This is a genomic window from Paraburkholderia sacchari, assembly GCF_000785435.2.
Classification (GTDB): domain Bacteria; phylum Pseudomonadota; class Gammaproteobacteria; order Burkholderiales; family Burkholderiaceae; genus Paraburkholderia; species Paraburkholderia sacchari.
Map to the genome: position 1 here is coordinate 21,473 of NZ_JTDB02000003.1, position 23,422 is coordinate 44,894.

The window sequence follows — 23,422 nt, forward strand, 5'->3', positions numbered from 1 at the left end:
ATGAGCAGCATCGATTCCCAATTCGATCCCAAGCAGTTCGGCAAGGTGGCCGTGTTGTTCGGCGGCGTGTCCGCCGAGCGCGAGGTGTCGCTCAAGTCCGGCTCGCTGGTGCTTCAGGCGCTCAAGAGCGCCGGCATCGACGCGCATCCGTTCGATCCGTCCGAGCGGCCGCTTTCGGCGCTCAAGGACGAAGGCTTCGTGCGCGCATTCAACGCGCTGCACGGCGGCTATGGAGAGAACGGCCAGATCCAGGGCGCGCTCGACTTCTACGGCATCCGGTATACGGGCACGGGCGTGCTCGGCTCGGCGCTCGGCCTCGACAAGTTCCGCAGCAAGCTCGTGTGGCAGCAACTGGGCATTCCCACGCCGCCGTTCGTCGCGGTGCTGCGCGGCGACGACTACGCCGCTCGCGCGCCGGAGCTCGTCGCGAAGCTCGGCTTGCCGCTCTTCGTGAAGCCGGCGAGCGAAGGCTCGAGCGTCGCGGTCATCAAGGTGAAGCAGGCCGAAGCACTCGTGCCGGCGATCGAAGAAGCCGCGAAGCACGACAAGATTGTGCTGGTGGAGAAGAGCATCGAAGGCGGTGGCGAGTACACCGCGTGCGTCGCCGGCGATCTCGACCTGCCGATCATCAAGATCGTGCCGGCGGGCGAGTTCTACGACTACGACGCGAAGTACATCCTCGACACTACGCAGTACCTGATTCCCTGCGGCGTCGCGCCCGAGAAGGAAGCCGAGCTCAAGAAGCTCGCGCGCCGCGCGTTCGACGTGCTCGGCTGCACCGATTGGGGCCGCGCCGATTTCATGATGGACGGCGCGGGCAATCCGTATTTCCTGGAAGTGAACACGGCGCCGGGCATGACCGATCACTCGCTGCCGCCGAAGGCCGCGCGTGCGGTGGGCATCGAGTATCGCGATCTCGTGGTGCGGGTGCTCGCGCTCACGCTGAAGGATTGAACCGCTGAATAACCTCTGACCAACGAATTGCAGTCCGCGCATTGAATCGACAATCTCGACATGTGGAATAACGTACGCCAGCTCAATCTCGCCGCCAACGCGTTGCACGCGCTGCTCGTGCTCGCGCTCCTGGCGGCTGGCGGCTACTGGCTCGTGCAGCGCCCGAATTTCGCGCTGCGCGAGATCCGCATCGAGGGCGACACCGAGCACATCAACGAACCGACGGTGCGCGCGAGCGTGGTCGGGCGCTTGAAGGGCAACTTCTTCACGGTGAACCTGGATACCGCCCGCGCCGCGTTCGAGCAGATGCCGTGGGTGCGCCACGCGAGCGTGCGCCGCGTCTGGCCGAATGCGCTCGCAGTGAGTCTTGAAGAGTACAAGCCGCTCGGCACGTGGGGCAGCGACCAGCTCGTGAGCGTCGATGGCGAACTCTTCACCGCGAACCAGGGCGAACTCGATCAGGACCTGCCCGCGTTCGACGGCCCGGACGGCACCGCGCCCGAAGTGGTCGCGCGTTATCGCGACTTCCAGAAGTGGTTCTCGCCGCTCGGCATCGAGCCTGAAGAGGTGACGCTTTCGCCGCGCTACGCATGGACAGTGAAGCTCTCGAACGGCATGCAGGTAGAACTCGGACGCGAGCGCAATGCCACCACGCTCGCCGAGCGCGCGCATCGGCTCATCGTGGCATGGACGCCGCTCACGCAACGTTGGGGGAAAGATATCGAATATGCGGACTTGCGCTATCCGAACGGTTTCGCCATTCGGGCGGCCGGCATGCGCTTCATTAGCGACACGCCGCCCTCTGGCAAGAAGTAACAGCACATCACACGCAACGAGCACGATATGAGTAAAGACTATAAAGATCTGCTGGTCAGCCTCGACATCGGGACAGCGAAGGTGGTGGCCATCGTCGCCGAAATGAAGGGCGATGGCCACTACGAGGTGATCGGCCTTGGCCAGAGCGAATCGAAGGGTCTCAAGAAGGGCGTGGTGGTGAACATCGAGGCCACGGTGCAGTCTATCCAGCGTGCGCTCGAAGAAGCGGAACTCATGGCCGACTGCAAGATCACTAATGTGTTCACCGGCATCGCAGGCAGCCATATCCGCAGTTTCAATTCGAGCGGGATGGTCGCCATCAAGGAGAAGGAAGTCACGCAAACCGATGTTGCGCGCGTGATCGAAACGGCGAAGGCGATCAACATCCCGACCGACCAGCAGGTGCTGCATATCCTCACGCAGGAATTCATCATCGACGGCCAGGAAGATGTGCGCGAGCCGATAGGCATGAGCGGCATCCGTCTCGAAGTGAAGGTGCACATCGTCACGGGCGCCGTGAGCGCGGCGCAGAACATCGTGAAGTGCGTGCGCCGCTGCGGTCTCGAAGTGAACGATCTGGTTTTGCAGCCGCTGGCTTCGTCGCTGGCGGTGCTCACCGACGACGAGAAGGAACTCGGCGTGGTGCTGGTGGATGTGGGCGGCGGCACGACCGACATCGCGATCTTCAGCGAAGGCGCGATTCGTCATACCGCCGTGATTCCGATCGCGGGCGATCAGGTGACGAGCGACATCGCCATGGCGCTGCGCACGCCCACGCCCGACGCGGAAGACATCAAGGTCGGCTATGGCATCGCCAAGCAGGCGCTCGCCGATCCGGACGAAATGATCGAAGTGCCGGGCCTTGGCGAGCGCGGTCCGCGCACGCTGTCGCGTCAGGCGCTGGCGGCCGTGATCGAGCCGCGCGTGGAAGAGCTGTTCTCGCTCGTGCAGCAGGTGGTGCGCGAGTCGGGCTATGAAGAGTTGCTGAGTTCGGGCGTCGTGCTCACGGGCGGCGCCGCGATGATGCCGGGCATGGTGGAGCTCGGCGAAGACATCTTCTTGAAGCCGGTGCGCATTGGCGTGCCGGAGTACGCGGGCGGTCTCGCCGACGTCGTGCGCAATCCGCGCTATTCGACGGCGATGGGGCTGCTCGTCGAGGGCCGCGCGCAACGTATGCGCGGCCGAAAGGTCGCTGTGCAGTCGGGGTCGATGGGCCAGGTTTTCTCTCGCATGAAAGACTGGTTCCTCGGCAACTTCTGACGCGGCGACTAACGAGAAAGCGTACGCATAAGGGTAAGAGCAGAGACCGAATTAGCGCTGGTGCCGGCGGCTGGCGCGCAGGAGTGGGTTGCCCGATCCACTCCTGAATAACGGCCGAGGTGCGGATATCTTTTTCTTGACGGAGGCAACATGGAATTCCAGATGCTGGAAACGGAAACCAACGGCACCATCATCAAGGTGGTGGGCGTTGGTGGCGCTGGCGGCAATGCCGTGCAGCACATGATCAACCGCGGCGTGCAAGGCGTCGACTTCATCGTGATGAACACGGACGCTCAGGCGCTCTCGCGTTCGCGCGCGTCTGCCGTGATCCAGTTGGGCAACACGGGTCTGGGCGCAGGCGCCAAGCCCGAGATGGGCCGTGCGGCGGCAGAAGAAGCACGCGAGCGCATCGCCGACGCACTGCGTGGCGCGCACATGGTGTTCATCACGGCAGGCATGGGCGGCGGCACGGGTACGGGCGCAGCACCGGTGGTCGCGCAGATCGCCAAGGAAATGGGCATTCTGACCGTTGGCGTCGTGAGCAAGCCGTTCGAATTCGAAGGCGGCAAGCGCATGCGCGTGGCAGAAGCCGGCTCGCAGCAACTGGAGGATCACGTCGACTCGCTGATCGTCGTCCTGAACGACAAGCTGTTCGACGTGATGGGCGATGACGCCGAGATGGACAAGTGCTTCCAGTGCGCGGACGACGTTCTGAACAACGCAGTTGCAGGCATCGCCGAAATCATCAACGTGGATGGCCTCGTGAACGTCGACTTCGAAGACGTGAAGACGGTCATGGGCGAGCAGGGCAAGGCGATGATGGGCACGGCCACGGTGGCCGGCGTCGATCGCGCGCGCCTCGCGGCGGAACAGGCCGTGGCGAGCCCGCTGCTCGAAGGCGTGGATCTGTCGGGCGCGCGCGGCGTGCTGGTCAACATCACGTCGAGCCGTTCGCTGCGTCTGTCTGAAACGCGTGAAGTGATGAACACCATCAAGAGCTACGCGGCCGACGACGCCACGGTGATCTTCGGCGCGGTGTACGACGACGCGATGGGCGATGCGCTGCGCGTCACGGTGGTGGCCACGGGCCTTGGCCGTGCGGCGAACAAGCAGCAGGCAGCGCCGATGACGCTGCTGCGCACCGGCACGGACAATCAACCCGTTGCCGCTGTTCAGCACAGCTACGCGCCGCAGCAAGGCCAGACCGCCGACTACGGCGCGCTCGACACGCCGGCAGTCTGGCGCACGTCGCGCGACACCGCGGCTTCGCACGTTCAGGCGCTGCAGGAAAAGGGCGTCGACACGTACGACATCCCGGCGTTCCTGCGCAAGCAGGCCGACTAAGGCGCGCTGCGAGCGTAATCCTGCTGCGGCGCGGCGCAAGCAGTATCGGTGCGCCCGCCCGCAGACGGAATGGCCGGCATGATGCTGCAATGAAGGCGAGGAAGTGCCTCGGCGCCGCATCTGCGAGGATGCGAGGCAGGGCTGCCTGTCCGCTGCGTTTTGAAGCGCGGCAAATGGTGCAGGCATTCTGAGCCGGTAGCACAATGGCGAGGTTTTCGGCGCGAAGGTTTCAATTGGGCGCCAACCGGTCGCGCGTGCCGCTGCGTTTTACGCATCGATGTGAAGGACGAGTCATGATCAAAGTGGGTGATACGCTGCCCGACGCAACGCTCTTCGAGTTCATCGAAGACGAGCGTGCGGGTTGCACGCTGGGGCCGAACAGCTTCGGCGTGCGCGAACAGACGGCGGGCAAGCGCGTGGTGATCTTCGGATTGCCGGGCGCCTTTACGCCGACTTGTTCGGCAAAGCACGTGCCAGGTTATATCGAGCAGTACGAAGCGCTGCGCGCGGCGGGCGTCGACGAAATCTGGTGTGTGTCCGTCAACGACGCGTTCGTGATGGGCGCGTGGGGGCGCGATCAGCGGACCTCGGGCAAGGTACGCATGATGGCGGACGGCAGCGCGGCGTTCACCCGGGCGCTTGGTCTGGAGCAGGATTTGTCGGCGCGTGGCATGGGAGTCCGTTCCCAGCGCTACGCTATGGTGGTCGACGGCGGCGTGGTCAAGACGCTGAACGTCGAAGCACCCGGCAAGTTCGAAGTCAGCGATGCCGCGAGCATACTGGCCGCATTGAGCCCAGCATGAGCGCATTTGCCGCGCCTTCGTTGCCCATGTGCAACGGGCCGGCGGCGCAAATGTGACGGGCGATTACCACAAGCCGTGCGGGCCGCTGGCCGGGAACGCCTCCGTTCCGGTCATCGGCCCGTCTTGTAATCCGTGCGCGTAACAACGGGAAACAGATTGTCACGCCTGGGGTAACGACGGATTCCACCGACTTGGAGTATAATTCGTGCTATGAATTAAAAAGTCCCGATTGGGATTTTCAATGAGTAGAAAATTATGTTGAAGCAGCGAACCATCAAATCGATCGTGAAGACGGTCGGCATCGGCCTGCATTCGGGCCGCAAGGTCGATCTGACGCTACGCCCGGCGGCGCCGGACACGGGTATCGTGTTTTCGCGCGTGGATTTGCCGACACCGGTGGATATTCCCGCGTCGGCGATGTCGATCGGCGATACGCGTCTGGCTTCTGTGCTGCAGAAGGACGGCGCACGCGTCTCCACGGTCGAGCATCTGATGTCCGCGTGTGCGGGCCTTGGCATCGACAACCTCTATATCGACGTCACGGCGGAAGAAATTCCGATCATGGACGGCAGCGCATCGTCGTTTGTGTTCCTGATCCAGTCGGCCGGCATCGAAGAGCAGAACGCGCCCAAGAAGTTCATCAAGGTGAAGAAGCCTGTGGAAGTGCGCGACGGCGACAAGTTCGCCCGCCTCGACCCGTATTTCGGCTTCAAGCTGAAGTTCACCATCGACTTCCGCCATCCGGCCGTCGACAAGACGGGCCAGGCGCTCGAAGTCGATTTCGCGAATACCTCGTACGTGCGCGAGATCGCGCGCGCGCGCACCTTCGGCTTCGCGCATGAAGTCGAGATGATGCGCGAGCTGGGCCTCGCGCGCGGCGGCAGCATGGACAACGCGATCGTACTGGACGAGTACCGCATCCTCAACAACGACGGCCTGCGCTACGACGACGAGTTCGTGAAGCACAAGATGCTCGACGCAATCGGTGACCTGTATGTGGTGGGTCATCCGCTGCTGGCTTCGTACGATGCGTACAAGTCGGGGCATGGCCTGAACAACCTGTTGCTGCGCGAGTTGCTCGCGCATGAGGACGCATACGAGATCGTCACGTTCGGCGACGCGCAAAAGGCGCCGCGCGGCTTCGGTTACGAGGCGCAAACGGCGTTTGCCTGATGTTTTTGTAACGTTTATCTGATTCGCACGCCGGTTTTTTACTCCGGACGCGCAACAAAAAGGGTGGCTTGGTGCCACCCTTTTTTATTTCTCTTCGGCTTGCTCAACGCCGCTTCAAATGGCGTGCGGCCATCTTCGCGAGCGCTTCTTGCAGCGGGGACGGCGGCAGGTTCTCACTGAGCGCGGCGAGCGCGGCGGCGCCAGCCGGCGTCATGCGCGCCTGTTTCGGCAAGGGCGCGTCTTTAACCGCTTGTGGGCGCACGCGGATGCGCACACCGTCCAGCGCCCAGCCGCGCGCCTGCAAATCAGCCACGAGGCGCGGCTCGAGGTGCCGCAGCCGCGCCGCGAGCGCGTTGTGCGCCGCGAACAGGGCGAGCTTGCCGTCCTTGATGAAACCCGGTTCCACGCTCGCGGCCAGATAGTCGGGCAACAGCGCGTCGAGATCGCGCTGGATTGCCGCGATCTGCTCGACGCCAGCGCGCAACGGGGCGAATGCGTCGGTGCGGCTCAGCACTTCGGTGAGCGGCTGCGGCGCGCGCGGCGAGGAAAATTTGCGCGATTTACCCGGCTTGGCTGCGAGGCCTGCCACACCCGATGCGCCTGAAGTGCGCGCTGCCGCGGCGGCATCGGGCCTTGAAAACGGCGAAAAACGGCTCATGTGTGGAGAAGATAGGGCGCGCGGGCTGCGCGGTGTTGTTGTCATTGTAGCCTGCGCACTTTGCCTTAACGCGCCTTGCAGCCGTTTGGCCAGGACCGCCTGGCCGCAAGCTGAAGAGCCATGCGGGACAAATGCGCCAGCCGGCTTCTCCAGGGGCTCGCGAGGCGCGTTAGCGCGGGCGTTGCGCGCGGCATCCTTCAAGCGGCCGACACCGGCGGTGACCAGGGCGCGTGCTAAAATGCCCGATTCGAATCCACCAATTTGGGCTTAAGCCGCCGAGGTCCTTCCGATCCGGGTGCGTGGCGCGAGAATCGTTTGCAAACCCGGCGCAACCCGGGGGCTGAACCAGCCGCAAGCGCCGTAAGCGAACTGCGCAGGAATCCCGACCGAAGCCGCGACGCAGACACCGATCCGATGACCACCGGTTTCTTACAGAAAATCTTTGGCAGCCGCAATCAGCGCCTGATCAAGCAATATCAGAAGAAGGTCGCGGCGATCAACGCGCTCGAACCGACGATCGAGCAATACACCGACCAGCAACTGCGCGCCAAAACGGCTGAGTTCCGCGAGCGCGTGGCCAATGGCACGTCGCTCGACGAGCTGCTGCCCGACGCGTTCGCGGTCTGCCGCGAGGCCAGCAAGCGCGTGCTGAAAATGCGCCACTTCGACGTGCAGCTGATCGGCGGCATGGTGCTGCACTACGGCAAGATCGCTGAAATGCGCACCGGCGAAGGCAAGACGCTGGTCGCCACGCTGCCCGTGTATCTGAACGCGCTGTCTGGGCGCGGCGTGCACGTGGTCACGGTGAACGACTACCTCGCCCAGCGCGACGCCGAGTGGATGGCGCGTCTGTACAACTTCCTCGGCCTGTCCGTCGGCATCAATCTGTCGCAAATGGACCACGCCATGAAGCAGGAGGCGTACGCGTCGGACATCACCTACGGCACGAACAACGAGTTCGGCTTCGACTATCTGCGCGACAACATGGTCTACGAGACCGAGGCGCGTGTGCAGCGCGCGCTGAACTTCGCCGTGGTCGACGAAGTGGACTCGATCCTGATCGACGAAGCGCGCACGCCGCTCATCATTTCGGGCCAAGCCGAGGATCACACCGAGCTCTACGTGCGCATGAACGCGCTGCCGCCGCTGCTCGAGCGCCAGATCGGCGAAGAGAAGGCCGACGGCACGGGCGTCGAAAAGCCGGGCGACTACACGCTCGACGAAAAGGCGCGCCAGGTGTTCCTCACGGAGTCGGGCCACGAGAAGGCCGAGCGCCTGCTCGCCGAATGGGGGCTGATCGGCCAGGGCGAGAGCCTTTACGCCGCGCAGAACATCACGCTGATGCACCACGTGTACGCCGCGCTGCGCGCACACACGCTGTTCTTCAAGGATCAGCACTACGTGGTGCAGAACGGCGAAGTGGTCATCGTCGACGAATTCACTGGCCGCCTGATGTCGGGCCGCCGCTGGTCGGACGGCCTGCACCAGGCCGTGGAAGCGAAGGAGCACGTGAAGATTCAGAGCGAGAACCAGACGCTCGCCTCGATCACGTTCCAGAACTACTTCCGCATGTACGCGAAACTTTCGGGCATGACCGGCACGGCCGACACCGAAGCGTACGAATTCAACGAGATCTACGGGCTCGAGACGGTCGTGATCCCGACCAATCGGCCGCCCAAGCGCATCGACAAGCAGGACCAGATCTACAAGACTGCGAAGGAGCGTTATGACGCGGTGATCCGCGACATCCGCGACTGCCACGAGCGTGGCCAGCCGGTGCTGGTCGGCACGACGTCGATCGAGAACTCCGAATTGCTGGCGGACCTGCTCGTGAAGGCCGGTCTGCCGCACGAGGTGCTCAACGCGAAGCAGCACGCGCGTGAAGCGGCCATTGTGGCCGAAGCGGGGCGCCCGAAGCGCATCACCATCGCCACGAACATGGCGGGCCGCGGCACCGACATCGTGCTAGGCGGTAATGCGGAGAAGCAGGCTGCGTTCATCGAAGCCGATGAAGCGATTCCCGCCGACGAAAAGGCGCGCCGCATCCAGCAGCTCCACGACGAGTGGCAGGCGCTGCACGATCAGGTGAAGGCCGCAGGCGGCCTGCACATCATCGGCACCGAGCGCCACGAGTCGCGCCGTATCGACAACCAGTTGCGCGGCCGCGCGGGCCGCCAGGGCGATCCGGGTTCGTCGCGCTTCTATCTGTCGCTCGAAGACCCGCTGCTGCGTATTTTCGCCGGCGACCGCGTGCGCGCGATCATGGACCGCCTCAAGATGCCCGAAGGCGAGGCAATCGAGGCGGGCATCGTGACGCGCTCGATCGAGTCGGCGCAGCGCAAGGTCGAAGCGCGCAACTTCGACATCCGCAAGCAACTGCTCGAATACGACGACGTTTCGAACGACCAGCGCAAGGTGATCTACCAGCAGCGCAACGAGCTGCTCGAGGCGAATGACATCACCGAAACCATCGGCGCCATGCGTCATGGCGTGATCACGGACATCGTGCGCCAGTTCGTGCCGCAGGGCAGCATCGAAGAGCAGTGGGACGTGCCCGAGCTCGAAGAAGTGCTGCGCAACGAGTGGCAACTCGACCTCGCGATTCAGGAGATGATCAACGAGTCGTCGTCGATCGACGCCGACGAGATTCTCGAAGCCGTGCTCGCCGCCGCCGACGAAGCCTACGAGCAAAAGGTCGCGCTCGTGGGCCGTGAATCGTTCAGCGCGTTCGAGCGCTCGGTCATGCTGCAGACGCTCGATCGCAGCTGGCGCGAGCATCTCGCGGCGCTCGATCACCTGCGCCAGGGCATTCATCTGCGCGGCTATGCGCAGAAGAACCCGAAGCAGGAGTACAAGCGCGAGGCGTTCGAACTGTTCGCCGCGATGCTCGACGCCGTGAAAACGGAAGTCACGCGCATCGTAATGAATGTGCAGATCCAGTCGCCGCAGCAGCTCGAAGAAGCCGCCGAGCAGATTGAAGAGCGCGCGAGTCATCTGGAGAACGTCGAATTCCGTCACGCCGAATTCGCCGAAGCCGACGCAGCGCCTGCGGCAGCGGGGCCTGTGGCGGCGGACGCCGCAACGGCCATGGTCGGCGCGGCCATGGCCCACGCGCACGCCGCCATGCCGGACGGCCAGGACGTGCCGAAGGTCGGCCGCAACGATCCGTGCCCGTGCGGCAGCGGCAAGAAGTACAAGCAGTGCCACGGCAAGATCTCGTGATGGGCGCAGCGGCACGTGCGCATTTGCACGGCGCGCGCCGCTCGCTGCATGACGCGGTTTGACCGTTGATTCCGGTGGCCCGCGCTTTTTGGCGGGCCTTGTCTTTTGAATCCCGAATGCCGGCCCGGCTGACAGACGCCGTGGCCGGCATTGCCTTTTCGACAGGTCGCCACCATGGCTGTCAATTTCCCCTCGATCGATCCCGCACAACTTCATCCGGTCGCCGGCGTGACGCTCGGCTGGGCGGAAGCCAATATCCGCAAGCCCAACCGCAAGGACGTATTGGTGATTTCCGTCGATGAAGGCGCGAGCGTCGCGGGCGTGTTCACGCTCAACCGCTTTTGCGCCGCGCCGGTGACGGTGTGCCGCGAGCACCTCGCGAAGGTGCGAGCGGGCGAGGTTAAGGGAATTCGTGCGCTGGTGATCAACACGGGCAACGCCAACGCAGGCACTGGCGAGCCGGGTCTCGTGAACGCGCGCGAAACTTGCGATGAACTCGCACGCCTCGCGGGCATCGAGCCTTCGCAGGTGCTGCCGTTCTCGACAGGCGTGATTCTGGAGCCGCTGCCGATCGACCGCCTGAAGGCCGGTCTGCCGGCTGCGCTCGCGAACCGCAAGGCTGCGAACTGGTACGACGCCGCGCAGGCGATCATGACGACCGACACGCTGCCGAAGGCCGCGTCGCGCCAGGTCACGATCGACGGCCACACGGTCACGCTCACCGGCATCAGCAAGGGCGCAGGCATGATCAAGCCGAACATGGCGACCATGCTCGGCTTCCTCGCGTTCGACGCGAACGTCGCGCAACCCGTGCTCGACGAACTCGTGAAGTACGTGGCCGACCGCTCGTTCAACTGCATCACGATCGATGGCGATACCTCGACCAACGACTCTTTCATCCTGATCGCCTCGGGCAAGTCGAGCCTGCCCGCGATCACCTCGACGGATTCGCCCGCCTACGCCGCGCTGCGCGACGCCGTGACCGAAACCGCGCAGACGCTCTCGCAACTGATCGTGCGCGACGGCGAAGGCGCGACCAAGTTCATGACCGTGCAGGTGGAAGGCGGCAAGGACGTGGCCGAGTGCCGCCAGATCGCCTATGCAATCGGCCACTCGCCGCTCGTGAAGACCGCGTTCTACGCATCGGATCCCAACCTGGGCCGTATTCTGGCCGCCATCGGCTATGCGGGCGTGACGGATCTGGATGTCGAAAAGATCGATTTGTATCTCGACGATGTGCTAGTCGCCAGGGCCGGTGGGCGCAACCCCGACTACCGCGAGGAAGATGGCCAGCGCGTAATGAAGAAGAGCGAGATTCTGATTCGCGTGCTGCTTGGCCGCGGCGATGCGCAAGCCACCGTGTGGACCTGCGATCTGTCGCACGATTACGTGAGCATCAACGCCGACTATCGTTCTTAATCATGGACAAGCTCGAACAGTTTCTGACTCGTGCCGAAGCGCTGCTCGGCCGTCTCGAAGCCGTGCTGCCGCCGGCCGCACCCGAAGTCGACTGGAACTCGGCAGTCGCGTTTCGCTGGCGCAAGCGCCAGGGGCGTGGTTACCTGCAGCCGGTGCCGGCCATCTCGGCGATCTCGCTCGACGACTTGCAGAACATCGATCGCCAGAAGGCCCTCATCGACCGCAACACGCGCCAGTTCGTGCAGAAGAAGCCCGCCAACAACGTGCTGCTCACGGGCGCGCGCGGCACCGGCAAGTCGTCGCTCATCAAGGCTTGCCTGAACGCGTATGCGCAAGACGGCCTGCGTCTGATCGAAGTCGACAAGGACGATCTGCACGATCTCGGCGATATCGTCGATCTGATCTCGACGCGCCCCGAGCGCTTCATCGTGTTCTGCGACGACCTCTCGTTCGAAGACGGCGAGTCGGGCTACAAGGCGCTGAAGGTGGCGCTGGACGGCTCCGTGGCCGCGCAGGGCGACAACGTGCTGATCTACGCGACGTCGAACCGCCGCCATCTGCTGCCCGAGTACATGAGCGACAACGAGTCGTACAAGCACATGCCCGACGGCGAGATCCATCCTGGCGAAGTGGTGGAAGAGAAGATTTCGCTTTCCGAACGCTTCGGCCTTTGGGTGAGCTTCTATCCGTTCAAGCAGGACGACTACCTGACGATCGTGGGCCACTGGCTGCGCCACTTCGGTTGCGGTGATGCCGAGGTTGAATCGGCGCGCGGCGATGCGCTTGTCTGGGCGCTGGAGCGCGGTTCGCGCTCGGGCCGCGTGGCGTGGCAGTTCGCGCGCGACTGGTCGGGCAAGAAGGCGCAAGAAGCATGAGCCGCATGAGCAGCGTGAGCGATCAGGCGAAGGATCCGGCGCGTCCAGTGACGGAGGTTGCCGTGGGCGTGCTGGTGCAACCCGACGGCCGTTATCTGCTGGCTCAGCGTCCCGAAGGCAAGCCCTACGCGGGCTACTGGGAATTCCCGGGCGGCAAGCTGGAAAAGGGCGAATCCGTCGAGACCGCGCTTGCGCGAGAACTGCACGAGGAACTGGGCATTGACGTGAAAGCGTGCCAGCTGTGGCATACGCTCGAGCACGACTACCCGCACGCCTACGTGCGGCTCTACTTCTGCAAGGTAACGGAGTGGAGCGGCGAGCCGCATGGGCGAGAGGGCCAGGCGTTCGTCTGGCAATCGCTGCCCGCGAGCGTGGAGCCGCTTTTGCCGGCGACCATTCCTGTGCTGGAGTGGCTGGCGGCCGAGTGAGCCCGGCGCTTCACGTCGAGGTTCACGTCGACGGCCAGAAAGACAAAAGCCGCTGCGCATGCGATGTGCAGCGGCTTTTTTGCGCCCTGCGCGGGCGCGGCGCTTTTATGACCCTTGTGACGGGTCCCACCTGTTTCGCTTACTGGCGCGTGTCGGTGGGCGGGGCTTCGTCGTCCGGCGGCGTATCGTCTTCGTTGCCGCCGATCCGGTACTTTTCGGCAGCCCACGCGCCAAGATCGATCTGTTTGCAGCGCTCGGAACAGAACGGGCGGAAGCGGTTTTCCGGCACCCAGCGGACATCTTTGCCGCAGGTCGGACATTTGACGACAGTGATCATTCGTTAGATGGGCAAGAACAGCAAAAAACAGAGCGCTTCAGCAGGTGCACAATTCATTCACAGGCTACACAGCGTGAGCTGAAACGGTACATCCTGATCGACGGCGCGCGGACGCAAATTGCCGTCCTGCACAGTAAAGCGCACCCAGAGCATGTACTTGTTGGCGCTCGCTTCGGGAATGACGTGCAATTCGGGTGCCACACGAACCTGCATCAATTGATACGTGCGACCGGACAGCATTTGCTGATAGCTGCCTTGCATCGCCATGACCTTCGATGCCTGGCCCGACTCGCGCGCGAGGCGCAGCACGATGCTCGCGGCGTCGCGCAGCGGCAAAAGGGGCGTGACCCACTTGGCGATGTCCTGGCGGCGCTGGTCGGCATGCAATTGCTGCCAGGCGTAGTAGGAGGGCAGATCGAACTTGCAGGTGCCGCCCGGAATGATCGCGCGGCTACGGATGCTGGCGAGCCATTCGTTGTCCGCGAGATGCTGGCCGGTTTTGCCCTGCATCTGCGTGAGGCCCGCGAGCGTCTGCTCGATTTCGCCAAGAACGGCTTCGAGTGCGTTTTGCTCGATGCCGGGATTGCCGCGGAACGGCGCGAGCGTCTGACGTTGCCTTTCGAGTTCCTTCATGAGGTCCGACTTGAGGTCGGCGCGGCCAGCGACTTCCGCAATTTCGAAGAGCGTCGTGAGCGCAACGTGATGTTCCCTCGGATCCTCCTGGGTCAGGAAAAACGTGAAACGCTCGAAGAGATCTTCGAGGCGCAGCAGCGTCCGGATTCGCTCGTTGAAGGGATACTCGTAAAGAATCAAGCGCGCTCGCCTCGGACGTGGTCGGTGAAGGATTGCAGCACATTCTAATGCCGCGAGTCTGCGGTCGCAATCGCGCGCCGCCCGCGCAAGCGCCCGATCCAGCGCATTTTTTCGACGAATGCGCATCGCTTGTGCCGCGAAACGTCGAGCCTTGCTGCAACGCGCGTCGCGTTGGCTTTGGCCAGTGTTTTTACCCTTCTTTACGCACGCGACAGTACGAGGTAGCGCTGATGCAGTGTTTCGACGTCCTGCGCGAGTGCTTCCAGTGTGGCGCCGTCGTTGACTATTACGTCGTCGGCGGCGGCGAGGCGTGCTTCGCGCGTGGCCTGGCGCGCGATGATCGCGAGCACTTGTTCGCGCGTGAAGCCGTTGCGGTTCATCACGCGCGCGATTTGCGTTTCCACGCTGCAATCCACAACGAGAACGCGATCGACACGCTTTTTCCAGCCGCCTGATTCGACGAGCAGCGGCACCACCACGATCACGTACGGCCCATTGGCCTCACGCGTCTCGCGCTCGGTTTCCGCGCGGATCAGCGGATGCGTGATCGCTTCGAGCCGCTTGCGCGCCCACTCGTCGCCGAATACGAGCGTGCGCATGCGTGCGCGGTCCATGGAGCCATCGGCTGCGACGAATTCAGGGCCAAATTGCGACGCGATCGCGGGCATCGCGATGCCGTGTGGCGCGGTGATGCGGTGCGCGATCACGTCCGTGTCGACGAGCGGCACGCCGCGCGCCGCGAACAGGTCCGCGACGGTGGATTTGCCGCTGCCGATGCCTCCAGTCAAGCCAACCGCAATCATCGATTCATTCCTCTACACAAAGACTGCATAAAGCGGCGTGCCGGCAAACAGCGTAATGAGTGCGCCAACCGCGAGATATGGCCCGAAGGGCAGCGGCTCCTCGAAGCGCATGCGCCCGCTCAAGGTGGCGGCGAGGCCGACCACGGCACCGGTCACTGCGGCGATCACGACGATTTGCGGCAACGCGGCCCAGCCGAGCCAGGCGCCGAGTGCGGCGAGCAGCTTGAAGTCGCCGTGTCCCATGCCTTCGATGCCGCGCAGCAGGCGGAATAGCCAATAGACACACCATAGCGCGAGGTAGCCCGCCATCGCGCCAATCACGGCTGCGTGCAGATCGGTGAAGGTCCCGGCGAGATTCACGAGCAGCCCGGCCCAGATGAGCGGCAGGGTGATCGCGTCGGGCAACAGATGATGTTCGAGGTCGATGGCGCTCGTCGCAATGAGCGATGCGCACAGCGCGAATGCAGCAAGCGCTTTGCCCGTGGGGCCAAACGCGAGCAACGCCGCGGCGGCGCATGCCGCGCCGGCGAGTTCGATCAGCGGATAGCGCAGGCTCACGCGCGTGCCGCACTGCGAGCAGCGGCCCCGCAGCGCGAGCCAGCTCAGGACGGGAATGTTTTCCCACGCGCGCAATACGTGGCCGCAATGCGGGCAGGCGCTGCGCGGCAGCCACAGGTTGTAGCGCGCAGGCAGTCCGTCGTTCGGGTTGTGGTCCGTGCCTGGCTCGTCGTCCGTGGATGGCTGGCCGAAGACCTCGGCGGCGTCCGCGCGCCACGCGCGCTCGAGCATGATCGGCAGTCGATGCACGACCACATTCAGGAAGCTGCCGACAACAAGGCCGAACACGATCGCGAAGCCCATCAGCACGCCCGGCGGCAGCGTGCCAAGCATTGCAGCGAAGGATGCGGTTGAATCGACGGACGTGATCGATGCAAACGGCGCGACGGGCACAGTCGAGTCCATCATGGAAGATGCAGGCGCGGCAACGACGGTGGACGAAAGGAGGGCAGGCATGTGCGGAGGATCGTAATCTGGCAGCGATGCTACACCACGTTGCCGAGTTGAATGATGGGAAGATACATCGCGACGACGAGGCCCCCGACCAGCGCGCCGAGCACCACGATCACGAGGGGCTCGCACAAGCTCGCGACGAGCGCGATCTTTTCGTCCACCTGACGGTCCGCGAGCGCGGCTACGTCCAGCAGCATGGCGTCGAGCGCGCCCGATTCCTCGGCGACGGCAACGGGCTGGATCACGTCCGCCGGAAAGCAGCCCGCTAAGCGCATGGCCGAGGCGAGCCGCTCGCCGTGCCGCAGCCGTGTGCTGATATCCGCGCTTGCGTGGTCGAAGAAGGCGTTGCCGCTTGCATGCGCCAGCGAGTCGAAAGCATCGGCCAGCGGCGTGCCGGCAGCAAGCAGCGTGCCGAGCGCGCGGCTCCAGCGGGCGGCGCACAGCGTGGTGAGCAGCGTGCCCGCGAGTGGCAGCGCGAGCACGATGCGCCCGAACGTGAGGCGTGCCGCTTCGGAGCGCCGCAACAGCGCGTTCAGCGCGAATATGGCGCTAGCGGCGCCGATGGCGGCGGGCCCGCTCCAGCGCGCGGCGGCGGCCGAGAGCATCAGCACGAATTGCGTGGGGGCGGGCAGCGCCGCGCCGAATCCGTCAAAGATCTGCTTGAAGGTGGGGACGACCCAGACCAGCAGCGCCGCCGTAATGGCGAGCGCGAGCAGCAGCACCGCGACCGGATAGGTGAGCGCCGCGCGCACCTTTGCGCGTTGCGCGGCGGCGCGCTCGCGATCGTCGGCAATGCGGGCGAGCACGGCGGCGAGCGCGCCCGACGCTTCGCCAACGGCGACTAGCTGGCAGTAGAGCGCGCCGAACCGCGAAGGATGCTGGGCGAGCGAATCGGAAAAGCGCATGCCCGCCGTGATCTCGCGCGCGAGCGCGGCGGCGATGCGCGGCAGTCCGCGCGGTCCCGGCGCCTGGGAGAGCAGTTCGAGCGCGCTCGCGAGCGGCAAGCCGGCGCGCAGCAGGCTGGCGAGCTGACGCGTGAAGCGCGTGATATCCGCCTGGCTCGCGCGCGGCTGCGGAGCAGGGCCGCGCCGCTCGAGGGCGGTCGCGGTGATGCGTTCGCGCCGGAGCGCGCCGCGTGCCGCCGCCGCGTCGAAAGCGATCAGCGTGCCGCTTCGCACCGTGCCTGCGGCGTCCAGGCCGCGCCATGCGAAGCGCCAGTCGGACGGCGGTGTGGGCTTCATGACGGCGCGTCCGTTGCGCAGAGCGCTTCGGCGAGGCTCGTCGTGCCGTCTCTTACACGTGCGAGCGCCGCGTCGCGAAGCGTGGCGACGCCTTCCGCACGGGCCTGGCGCGCGATCTCGTGTGCGCTGCGTTGCGCGACGATCAATTCGCGCATGGCGGTGCTGACCGGCATGACCTCATGAATGCCAACGCGCCCCCTGTAGCCGATGCCATGACACGCCTCGCAGCCGCGCGCGACAAAGGGTTGGGCTTCGTGCTGCGCGTCGTCGCCCTGGCTGCAAGCGAGGCCGGCTGCGCCAAGCGCCGCCGGCGATTCATCGGCTCTCGCGCGGCATTGCGGACACAGGCGCCGCACGAGCCGTTGCGCCGTGACGAGCCGCAACGCGGCGGCAAGGTTATACGGTTCCACGCCAATGTCGATGAGCCTGGCGACCGCAGCCGGCGCGTCGTTGGTATGCAGGGTCGAAAGCACGAGATGCCCGGTCTGTGCTGCCTTGACTGCGACGCTGGCGGTTTCTTCATCGCGGATCTCGCCGATCATGATGACGTCTGGATCCTGGCGCAGCAGGGCGCGCAGCGCCAGTGCGAAGGTGAGCCCAGCCTTCTCGCGCACATTGACCTGATTGATGCCGGCGAGCTGAATTTCCGCGGGGTCCTCGACGGAGCAAAGATTGCGCGACGCATTGTTGAGCATCTGCAGAAAGCAATAGAGCGAAAGCGTCTTGCCGCTGCCGGTCGGACCCGTGACCAGCACGAGACCGTGTGGCGCACTGATCGCCGCATCGAGCGTTTGCTGCTGCGCTTTGTCGAGGCCGAGCGCGGCAAGCGAGAGATCGGCCGGCAAGGCTTCGAGCCGGCGCAGCACGAGCTTTTCTCCATGCAGCGTAGGCAACGAGTTCACCCGGTAGTCTTCGTGCGCCTGCATTTCGCCGCGTGGCGCGAGCCGCAGGCGCCCGTCCTGGGGAATGCGGCGCTCGGCAATGTCCATGCGTGCGAGCACTTTGATGCGTGTGACGAACGCATCGCGCAGGTGCGCGGGCGGCCGCGCGGTTTCGTGCAATACGCCATCGATGCGCAAACGGATACGCCAGCCCTGTTCGAGCGGCTCGATATGCAGATCGGAGGCGTTGCGCCGTGCGGCTTCTCGCAGCGTTTCGGAGAGCAGGCGCACGGCGGGCGCGTCGTCGGGCACCGCGGAGGTTTGAGTGGTGAAGCTGGCTCTTGCGGTGCCACCAGAGGCAGTGCCATCGGTGGCGAGCGCCGCAAAGACCCGCACAGCGCCCCGTGCGATGAAACGATTAGGAATGGAAAACATCTGTTGCCGGCCCGAAGCCGCCGTGAGCGAGTGACGGCTTCATCATCGGCTGGCGCACGAGTGCGCGCCACTCAGCCGGATGGCTAGCGTCCCGGCAGCAGCTTCCTGGCTTTTTTCAGCGCGCCCGTGCCTTTATTCGGCTTCGTGCCCGGTTTGAAGATCTTGACCGTGCGCACGGCCTGGTCGTCGCTGCGCAGCACTTCAAGTTTCACGTCGCCGATCTGCACGCACACATCGCCCTCGGGAATTTCTTCGAGCACTTCGAGGATGAGGCCATTAAGCGTTTTTGGACCATCCGTCGGCAGCTTGATATGCAGCCAGCGATTGAGTTCGCGCAAGGGCATGCTGCCCGGCACGATGCATTCGCCCTGATCGTTCCAGCCGCCGCGCCCTGTGCCGCTGCGCGGCATGGTGGTCGTGAACTCGCCGATCAGTTCCTCGATGATGTCTTCGGGCGTGACGAGACCTTCCAACTCGCCATATTCGTTCACGACGAGCGCGGTGCGATGACGGCTTTCCTGGAAGTACTGAAGTTGCTGGAATACCGGCGTGCCGGTGGGCACGAAGTACGGCTCGGCGAGCAGTTCGCGCAGCGTCTCCCGTTCGAAGTCCTGGTTGTGCAGCGCGGTCAGCGTCTTGCGCACGTGCAGCACGCCGAGCACGCGGTCGATGTCGCCTTGATAGACAACGAGCTTGTTGTGATAGCAGGTTTCGAGCTGACGCAGGATATCCTCGAGCGGCGCGTCGTAGTCGAGTGCCTCGATGCGCCGGCGCGGGATCATCACGTCGTCGACGGTGATGTTCTCCAGATCGAACAGGTTCAGGAGGATGCTGCGGTGCTTGGTGGGCATGAAGCTGCCCGACTCCAGCACGATGGTGCGCAACTCCTCGGTCGAGAGCCGCTGCTCGCTCGCCTTGCTCGTATTGATGTGCAGCACGCGCAGGATGCCGCTAGCGAACATGTTCACGAACCAGATGACGGGCTTCGTCACGCGCATGAGCGGCGCGATCAGCAGACTGGCCGGCAATGCGATTTTCTCGGGGAAGGTGGCACCTACGATCTTCGGCGTGATCTCCGCGAACACGATAATGAGGAACGCGACGATGCCGGTGGCGATCGAGAGCACCAGATTGTCGTGGCCAAACGTGTGCAGCGCGATCGAGGTGGTCAGGACCGGGATGATGGTGTTGAAGAGGTTATTGCCGATCAGGATGACCGAGAGCAGCAGGTCGGTGCGCGCGAGCAGTTTCTGCGTGGTCCTGGCGCCCAGCGCGCCGTGGTTCGCGAGATATTTCAGCCGATGGCGGTTGAGTGCCATCATCGCCGTTTCGGAGATGGAGAAGAAGCTGGAGCAGATGAGCAGGACAAAAATGGCGCAAATCTGCGCCCATAAAGGAAGGTGGTCCACGCTTCGAGACTGTGATGGGAGAGGATGAGGAAACTATAGCAGAGGGGTGCCGCTGCACTGGCTTGGCCGGCCCCCGCGTTAGCCGTGGGGATAAGGCTTCCGGGCGTGGGGAGCAGGGTGGTGTGCTACCCCCGTTTCCGTTTTCCACGGACGAAAAAAAAGACCGTGCAGCAAGTGCACGGTCTTTTTTCTGAAAACTGGTCGGGGTGAGAGGATTCGAACCTCCGGCCTCTACGTCCCGAACGTAGCGCTCTACCAGGCTAAGCTACACCCCGTTTCAATCACTCATCGAACTTGCTTTGTCTTATTAAGACTGGCGCGTCGTCGAGTAAGAACATAATTCTAGCAGGCTATCTTTGTAAATGGAAGAGGGGAATGACGAAATTGCTGCTGCGGCTGCCTGGGCCTCGGCTTTCGCGCATTGCAGTGTATGGTCGAGCGCGCCCGAACGCGTGATGGCCGCGAAAATTTCGTCGAAGCGGGTCGTGCCGCCTTGCTCGATTGCCTCGCGCGCAAGCGCCGCTTCAGCGGCCGTACCATGCTCGATCAGCCAGATGAGTGGCAGCGTGGGCTTGCCTTCGCGCAGGTCGTCGCCGGCGTTCTTGCCCATCGATTCCGGGGTGCCGGTGTAGTCGAGCCAGTCGTCCATGATCTGGAATGCCGTGCCGATGCGCCGGCCATATTCGGCCGCCGCTTCCTCCGTGCGCGCATCCGCACCCGAAAGCACTGCGCCCAGTTGCGCCGCCGCTTCGAAGAGCTTGGCGGTCTTGTAGCGGATCACCTGCATGTAGCGGCCGGTGTCGACGTCGGCATCGTGCATGTTCAGGAGCTGCAGCACCTCGCCTTCGGAGATGATCGTCGTGGCCGCCGAAAGGATCTCCATCACGCGCATCTTGCCCACGCCCACCATCATTTCGAACGAGCGCGAATACAGGTAGTCGCCCACCAGCACGCTGGCGGCGTTGCCGAACAGGGCGTTGGCCGTCTGGCGGCCGCGCCGCAGGTCGGATTCGTCGACGACGTCGTCGTGCAGCAGCGTGGCCGTGTGGATGAACTCGACGACCGCCGCGAGCGTATGGCGATGGGTGCCACGGTCGCCGAGCGCGCCGGCCACGAGCAGCAGCAGGGCCGGGCGCAGCCGCTTGCCTCCCGCGCCGATGATGTACTCGGAGATCTGGTTGATCAGCATCACCTCGGACGCCAGACTCTGCCGGATGACACGGTTGACCTGCTCCATGTCATTGGCAACGGGCGCGAGCAGGGTGGCTGCGCTGGGGGAATGGGTGGCGGTGGACGACATGATGGCAAATAGAGGTAGTGCCGCGGATTATAAGGCGAATCGGCGCCGCGCCGGACGCTGCCCTGGCGTTTGGCCAGGGTTTCCTCGATGCTTCCCTCTATTTGATCCGGGTTCGGCCGCTACCGGCCGGTGAGGCGATGTGTCAATACCTTTTGACCGTGCAGCTAACTCTATGTATAATCTAAGGTTTCTTGGGCGCGCAGTGTGCCCGGGATTATTGAAGAGTGAGGTTCTCAATGTACGCGGTCATAAAAACCGGCGGCAAGCAGTACAAGGTTGCCGTTGGCGAAAAACTCAAAGTAGAACAGATACCGGCTGACATTGACGCAGAAATCACGCTCGACCAGGTTCTCGCAGTGGGCGAAGGCGAATCGATTAAGTTCGGTACGCCGCTGGTCAGTGGGGCTTCCGTCAAGGCCACCGTTGTGTCGCACGGTCGTCACGCCAAAGTGACCATCTTCAAGATGCGTCGCCGGAAGCACTACCAGAAGCATGGCGGCCACCGCCAGAACTACACCGAACTGCGCATCGACGCGATCAACGCGTAAGCGCAAGCAGGTAAAGGAGCAAACAAATGGCACACAAAAAGGCAGGCGGGTCGTCACGTAACGGCCGCGACTCAGAGTCGAAACGACTTGGCGTCAAGGTGTACGGCGGCCAGGCAATCCTCGCCGGCGGCATCATTGTTCGCCAGCGCGGCACGCGTATGCACCCGGGCCTGAACGTCGGCATCGGCAAGGACCACACGCTCTTCGCGCTGGTCGACGGCCACGTCTCGTTCACGACCAAGGGCGCAATGAACAAGCACACGGTCAACGTCGTCCCGGCAGCGGCCTAAGTACTAGCCGCTCGCAATCGACGCAAGGAAGGCCCCGCGAAGTTTGCGGGGCTTTTTGTTTATGTGCTTGTCCGGGGCGCGTTCGACCCGGTTTGACCGGGATCGGCCGGGTTCGGCCGGTTGCGCTGGCCAAACGGCCCGGGCCGTTCGGCCAGGTTGGCCGCTGAGGCCGCCGCGGGCAAAATAACGACATTCACGGGACGGAGTAACTCATGAAGTTCATTGACGAAGCGAAGATCGAAGTCATCGCCGGCGATGGGGGTGATGGCAGCGCGTCGATGCGGCGCGAGAAGTTCGTCCCGTTTGGCGGGCCGGACGGCGGTGACGGCGGGCGAGGCGGCAGCGTTTACGCGGTCGGCGACCGCAACATCAATACGCTGATCGATTACCGCTATACGAAAAAGCATCTGGCACGCAACGGCGAAAACGGCCGCGGCTCGGACTGCTATGGCAAGGGCGGCGACGACATTACGCTGCGCATGCCCGTCGGCACGACCATCACCGACCTCGACACGGGCGAGCTGATCGCCGACTTGACCGAGCATGACCAGCGCGTGATCGTCGCGAAGGGCGGTGCGGGCGGCCTCGGCAACCTGCATTTCAAATCGTCCACGAATCGCGCGCCGCGCCAGAAGACCGACGGCAAGCCCGGCGAGCGCCGCATGCTCAAGCTCGAGCTCAAGGTGCTGGCCGACGTCGGCCTGCTCGGCATGCCGAATGCGGGCAAGTCCACGTTCATTTCCTCGGTGTCCAACGCCAAGCCAAAGATCGCCGACTACCCGTTCACCACGCTCGCGCCGAATCTGGGCGTGGTTCGCGTGGGCCCGAGCAAGAGCTTCGTGATCGCTGACATTCCGGGCCTGATCGAAGGCGCCGCTGAAGGCGCGGGCCTCGGCCATCAGTTTCTGCGGCACCTGCAGCGTACCAATCTGCTGCTGCATCTTGTGGATCTCGCACCGTTCGACGAAACCGTCGACCCGGTCGCGGAGGCCAAGGCCATCGTCGAAGAGTTGCGCAAGTACGACGAGTCGCTGTACGAAAAGCCGCGCTGGCTCGTGCTGAACAAGCTCGACATGGTGCCCGAGGAAGAGCGCGCGGCGCGCATCGCCGACTTCGTGAAGCGTTTCGAATGGGATGGCCCCGTTTTCGAAATTTCGGCGCTTACCGGGCAGGGCTGCGAGAATCTTTGCTATGCGGTGTACGACTACACTGCCGCACATTCGGACGCGCGCCGCGCTGCCGAGGCCGAAGACCTTGCTTCCGACGTGCGCTTTCGTGAAGGCAGCCAGGGCGCCCAAGGTGATCAGGGCGCGGCGCAGCCGCAGGAGTAAACCGCCGTATGAGCAGGTGCGCAGGCCGCACCTGCAGCTTCAAGAAAACTTCGCGCTTCATCAGTCATTTG

General features: G+C 64.0%; 22 protein-coding genes and 1 tRNA gene. 13 read left to right on the top strand and 10 right to left on the bottom strand.

The genetic code is table 11. From position 1 onward, the window contains the following. From NH14_RS12325 to lpxC, 6 genes are all read left to right on the top strand, one after another. Entirely contained in the window at positions 1 to 954 is a 954-nt protein-coding gene (locus NH14_RS12325; RefSeq protein WP_035533022.1) for a D-alanine--D-alanine ligase, read from the top strand. Positions 955 to 1,014: 60 nt separating this feature from the next. Then, on the top strand, positions 1,015 to 1,770 hold the full coding sequence (locus tag NH14_RS12330) for a cell division protein FtsQ/DivIB (RefSeq protein WP_035532929.1): 756 nt from the start codon (positions 1,015 to 1,017) through the stop codon (positions 1,768 to 1,770). Between the two features lie 27 nt (positions 1,771 to 1,797). After that, complete coding sequence (gene ftsA / locus NH14_RS12335) at positions 1,798 to 3,030, top strand: cell division protein FtsA (protein WP_035532931.1); 1,233 nt, start codon at positions 1,798 to 1,800, stop codon at positions 3,028 to 3,030. Between the two features lie 150 nt (positions 3,031 to 3,180). After that, positions 3,181 to 4,374: a cell division protein FtsZ gene (ftsZ, locus tag NH14_RS12340; RefSeq protein ID WP_035532933.1), complete on the top strand. Its 1,194-nt coding sequence runs from the start codon at positions 3,181 to 3,183 to the stop codon at positions 4,372 to 4,374. A gap of 293 nt (positions 4,375 to 4,667) precedes the next feature. After that, the gene (locus tag NH14_RS12345; protein ID WP_035532935.1) at positions 4,668 to 5,177 is read left to right on the top strand and encodes a peroxiredoxin; all 510 of its coding nucleotides are present in this window, start codon (positions 4,668 to 4,670) and stop codon (positions 5,175 to 5,177) included. A 255-nt stretch (positions 5,178 to 5,432) separates the two neighbouring features. Further along, entirely contained in the window at positions 5,433 to 6,350 is a 918-nt protein-coding gene (gene lpxC / locus NH14_RS12350) for a UDP-3-O-acyl-N-acetylglucosamine deacetylase (protein WP_035532937.1), read from the top strand. A gap of 103 nt (positions 6,351 to 6,453) precedes the next feature. On the opposite strand, the gene NH14_RS12355 is transcribed toward lpxC, so the two are convergent. Then, positions 6,454 to 7,008: a DciA family protein gene (locus NH14_RS12355; RefSeq protein ID WP_084225891.1), complete on the bottom strand. Its 555-nt coding sequence runs from the start codon at positions 7,006 to 7,008 to the stop codon at positions 6,454 to 6,456. A gap of 414 nt (positions 7,009 to 7,422) precedes the next feature. Here NH14_RS12355 and secA point away from each other — a divergent pair, with 414 nt between their 5' ends. From secA to mutT, 4 genes are all read left to right on the top strand, one after another. After that, positions 7,423 to 10,230 carry a preprotein translocase subunit SecA gene (secA, locus tag NH14_RS12360; protein ID WP_035532939.1) on the top strand — a complete coding sequence of 936 codons (2,808 nt, stop codon included), beginning with the start codon at positions 7,423 to 7,425 and terminating at the stop codon, positions 10,228 to 10,230. A 174-nt stretch (positions 10,231 to 10,404) separates the two neighbouring features. Continuing rightward, the gene (argJ, locus tag NH14_RS12365) at positions 10,405 to 11,649 is read left to right on the top strand and encodes a bifunctional glutamate N-acetyltransferase/amino-acid acetyltransferase ArgJ (protein ID WP_035532941.1); all 1,245 of its coding nucleotides are present in this window, start codon (positions 10,405 to 10,407) and stop codon (positions 11,647 to 11,649) included. 2 nt (positions 11,650 to 11,651) lie between these two features. After that, positions 11,652 to 12,524 (top strand): ATP-binding protein, encoded by an 873-nt coding sequence (locus tag NH14_RS12370; RefSeq protein ID WP_035532943.1) that lies wholly within the window; start codon positions 11,652 to 11,654, stop codon positions 12,522 to 12,524. After that, positions 12,521 to 12,952, top strand: coding sequence for an 8-oxo-dGTP diphosphatase MutT (gene mutT, locus NH14_RS12375; RefSeq protein ID WP_407947139.1), 432 nt, complete (start codon positions 12,521 to 12,523; stop codon positions 12,950 to 12,952). The genes NH14_RS12370 and mutT overlap by 4 nt, the downstream gene beginning before the upstream one ends. A gap of 139 nt (positions 12,953 to 13,091) precedes the next feature. On the opposite strand, the gene yacG is transcribed toward mutT, so the two are convergent. The 9 genes from yacG to NH14_RS12420 all read right to left on the bottom strand — a co-directional run bounded on the left by yacG (position 13,092) and on the right by NH14_RS12420 (position 21,182). Next, positions 13,092 to 13,289 carry a DNA gyrase inhibitor YacG gene (gene yacG, locus NH14_RS12380; protein WP_035532945.1) on the bottom strand — a complete coding sequence of 66 codons (198 nt, stop codon included), beginning with the start codon at positions 13,287 to 13,289 and terminating at the stop codon, positions 13,092 to 13,094. A gap of 57 nt (positions 13,290 to 13,346) precedes the next feature. Beyond that, complete coding sequence (gene zapD / locus NH14_RS12385) at positions 13,347 to 14,102, bottom strand: cell division protein ZapD (RefSeq protein ID WP_035532947.1); 756 nt, start codon at positions 14,100 to 14,102, stop codon at positions 13,347 to 13,349. Positions 14,103 to 14,302: 200 nt separating this feature from the next. Next, positions 14,303 to 14,905, bottom strand: a complete 603-nt coding sequence (gene coaE, locus NH14_RS12390) for a dephospho-CoA kinase (RefSeq protein WP_035532949.1) — start codon at positions 14,903 to 14,905, stop codon at positions 14,303 to 14,305. Between the two features lie 12 nt (positions 14,906 to 14,917). Further along, the gene (locus NH14_RS12395; protein ID WP_084225897.1) at positions 14,918 to 15,868 is read right to left on the bottom strand and encodes a prepilin peptidase; all 951 of its coding nucleotides are present in this window, start codon (positions 15,866 to 15,868) and stop codon (positions 14,918 to 14,920) included. A gap of 80 nt (positions 15,869 to 15,948) precedes the next feature. Next, positions 15,949 to 17,157: a type II secretion system F family protein gene (locus tag NH14_RS12400; RefSeq protein WP_035532953.1), complete on the bottom strand. Its 1,209-nt coding sequence runs from the start codon at positions 17,155 to 17,157 to the stop codon at positions 15,949 to 15,951. After that, the gene (locus NH14_RS12405; protein WP_084225892.1) at positions 17,154 to 18,473 is read right to left on the bottom strand and encodes a GspE/PulE family protein; all 1,320 of its coding nucleotides are present in this window, start codon (positions 18,471 to 18,473) and stop codon (positions 17,154 to 17,156) included. The genes NH14_RS12400 and NH14_RS12405 overlap by 4 nt, the downstream gene beginning before the upstream one ends. A gap of 83 nt (positions 18,474 to 18,556) precedes the next feature. After that, positions 18,557 to 19,882 carry an HlyC/CorC family transporter gene (locus NH14_RS12410; RefSeq protein WP_035532955.1) on the bottom strand — a complete coding sequence of 442 codons (1,326 nt, stop codon included), beginning with the start codon at positions 19,880 to 19,882 and terminating at the stop codon, positions 18,557 to 18,559. Between the two features lie 198 nt (positions 19,883 to 20,080). After that, positions 20,081 to 20,157, bottom strand: a tRNA-Pro gene (locus tag NH14_RS12415). A gap of 32 nt (positions 20,158 to 20,189) precedes the next feature. Continuing rightward, positions 20,190 to 21,182, bottom strand: a complete 993-nt coding sequence (locus NH14_RS12420) for a polyprenyl synthetase family protein (protein ID WP_035532957.1) — start codon at positions 21,180 to 21,182, stop codon at positions 20,190 to 20,192. 236 nt (positions 21,183 to 21,418) lie between these two features. Between NH14_RS12420 and rplU the strand changes: the two genes are divergently transcribed. The 3 genes from rplU to cgtA all read left to right on the top strand — a co-directional run bounded on the left by rplU (position 21,419) and on the right by cgtA (position 23,351). Continuing rightward, positions 21,419 to 21,730: a 50S ribosomal protein L21 gene (gene rplU / locus NH14_RS12425; RefSeq protein WP_006025184.1), complete on the top strand. Its 312-nt coding sequence runs from the start codon at positions 21,419 to 21,421 to the stop codon at positions 21,728 to 21,730. A gap of 26 nt (positions 21,731 to 21,756) precedes the next feature. Further along, the gene (gene rpmA, locus NH14_RS12430; RefSeq protein WP_035532959.1) at positions 21,757 to 22,020 is read left to right on the top strand and encodes a 50S ribosomal protein L27; all 264 of its coding nucleotides are present in this window, start codon (positions 21,757 to 21,759) and stop codon (positions 22,018 to 22,020) included. Between the two features lie 212 nt (positions 22,021 to 22,232). Beyond that, positions 22,233 to 23,351, top strand: coding sequence for an Obg family GTPase CgtA (gene cgtA / locus NH14_RS12435; RefSeq protein ID WP_035532961.1), 1,119 nt, complete (start codon positions 22,233 to 22,235; stop codon positions 23,349 to 23,351). Positions 23,352 to 23,422 lie beyond the last annotated feature (71 nt).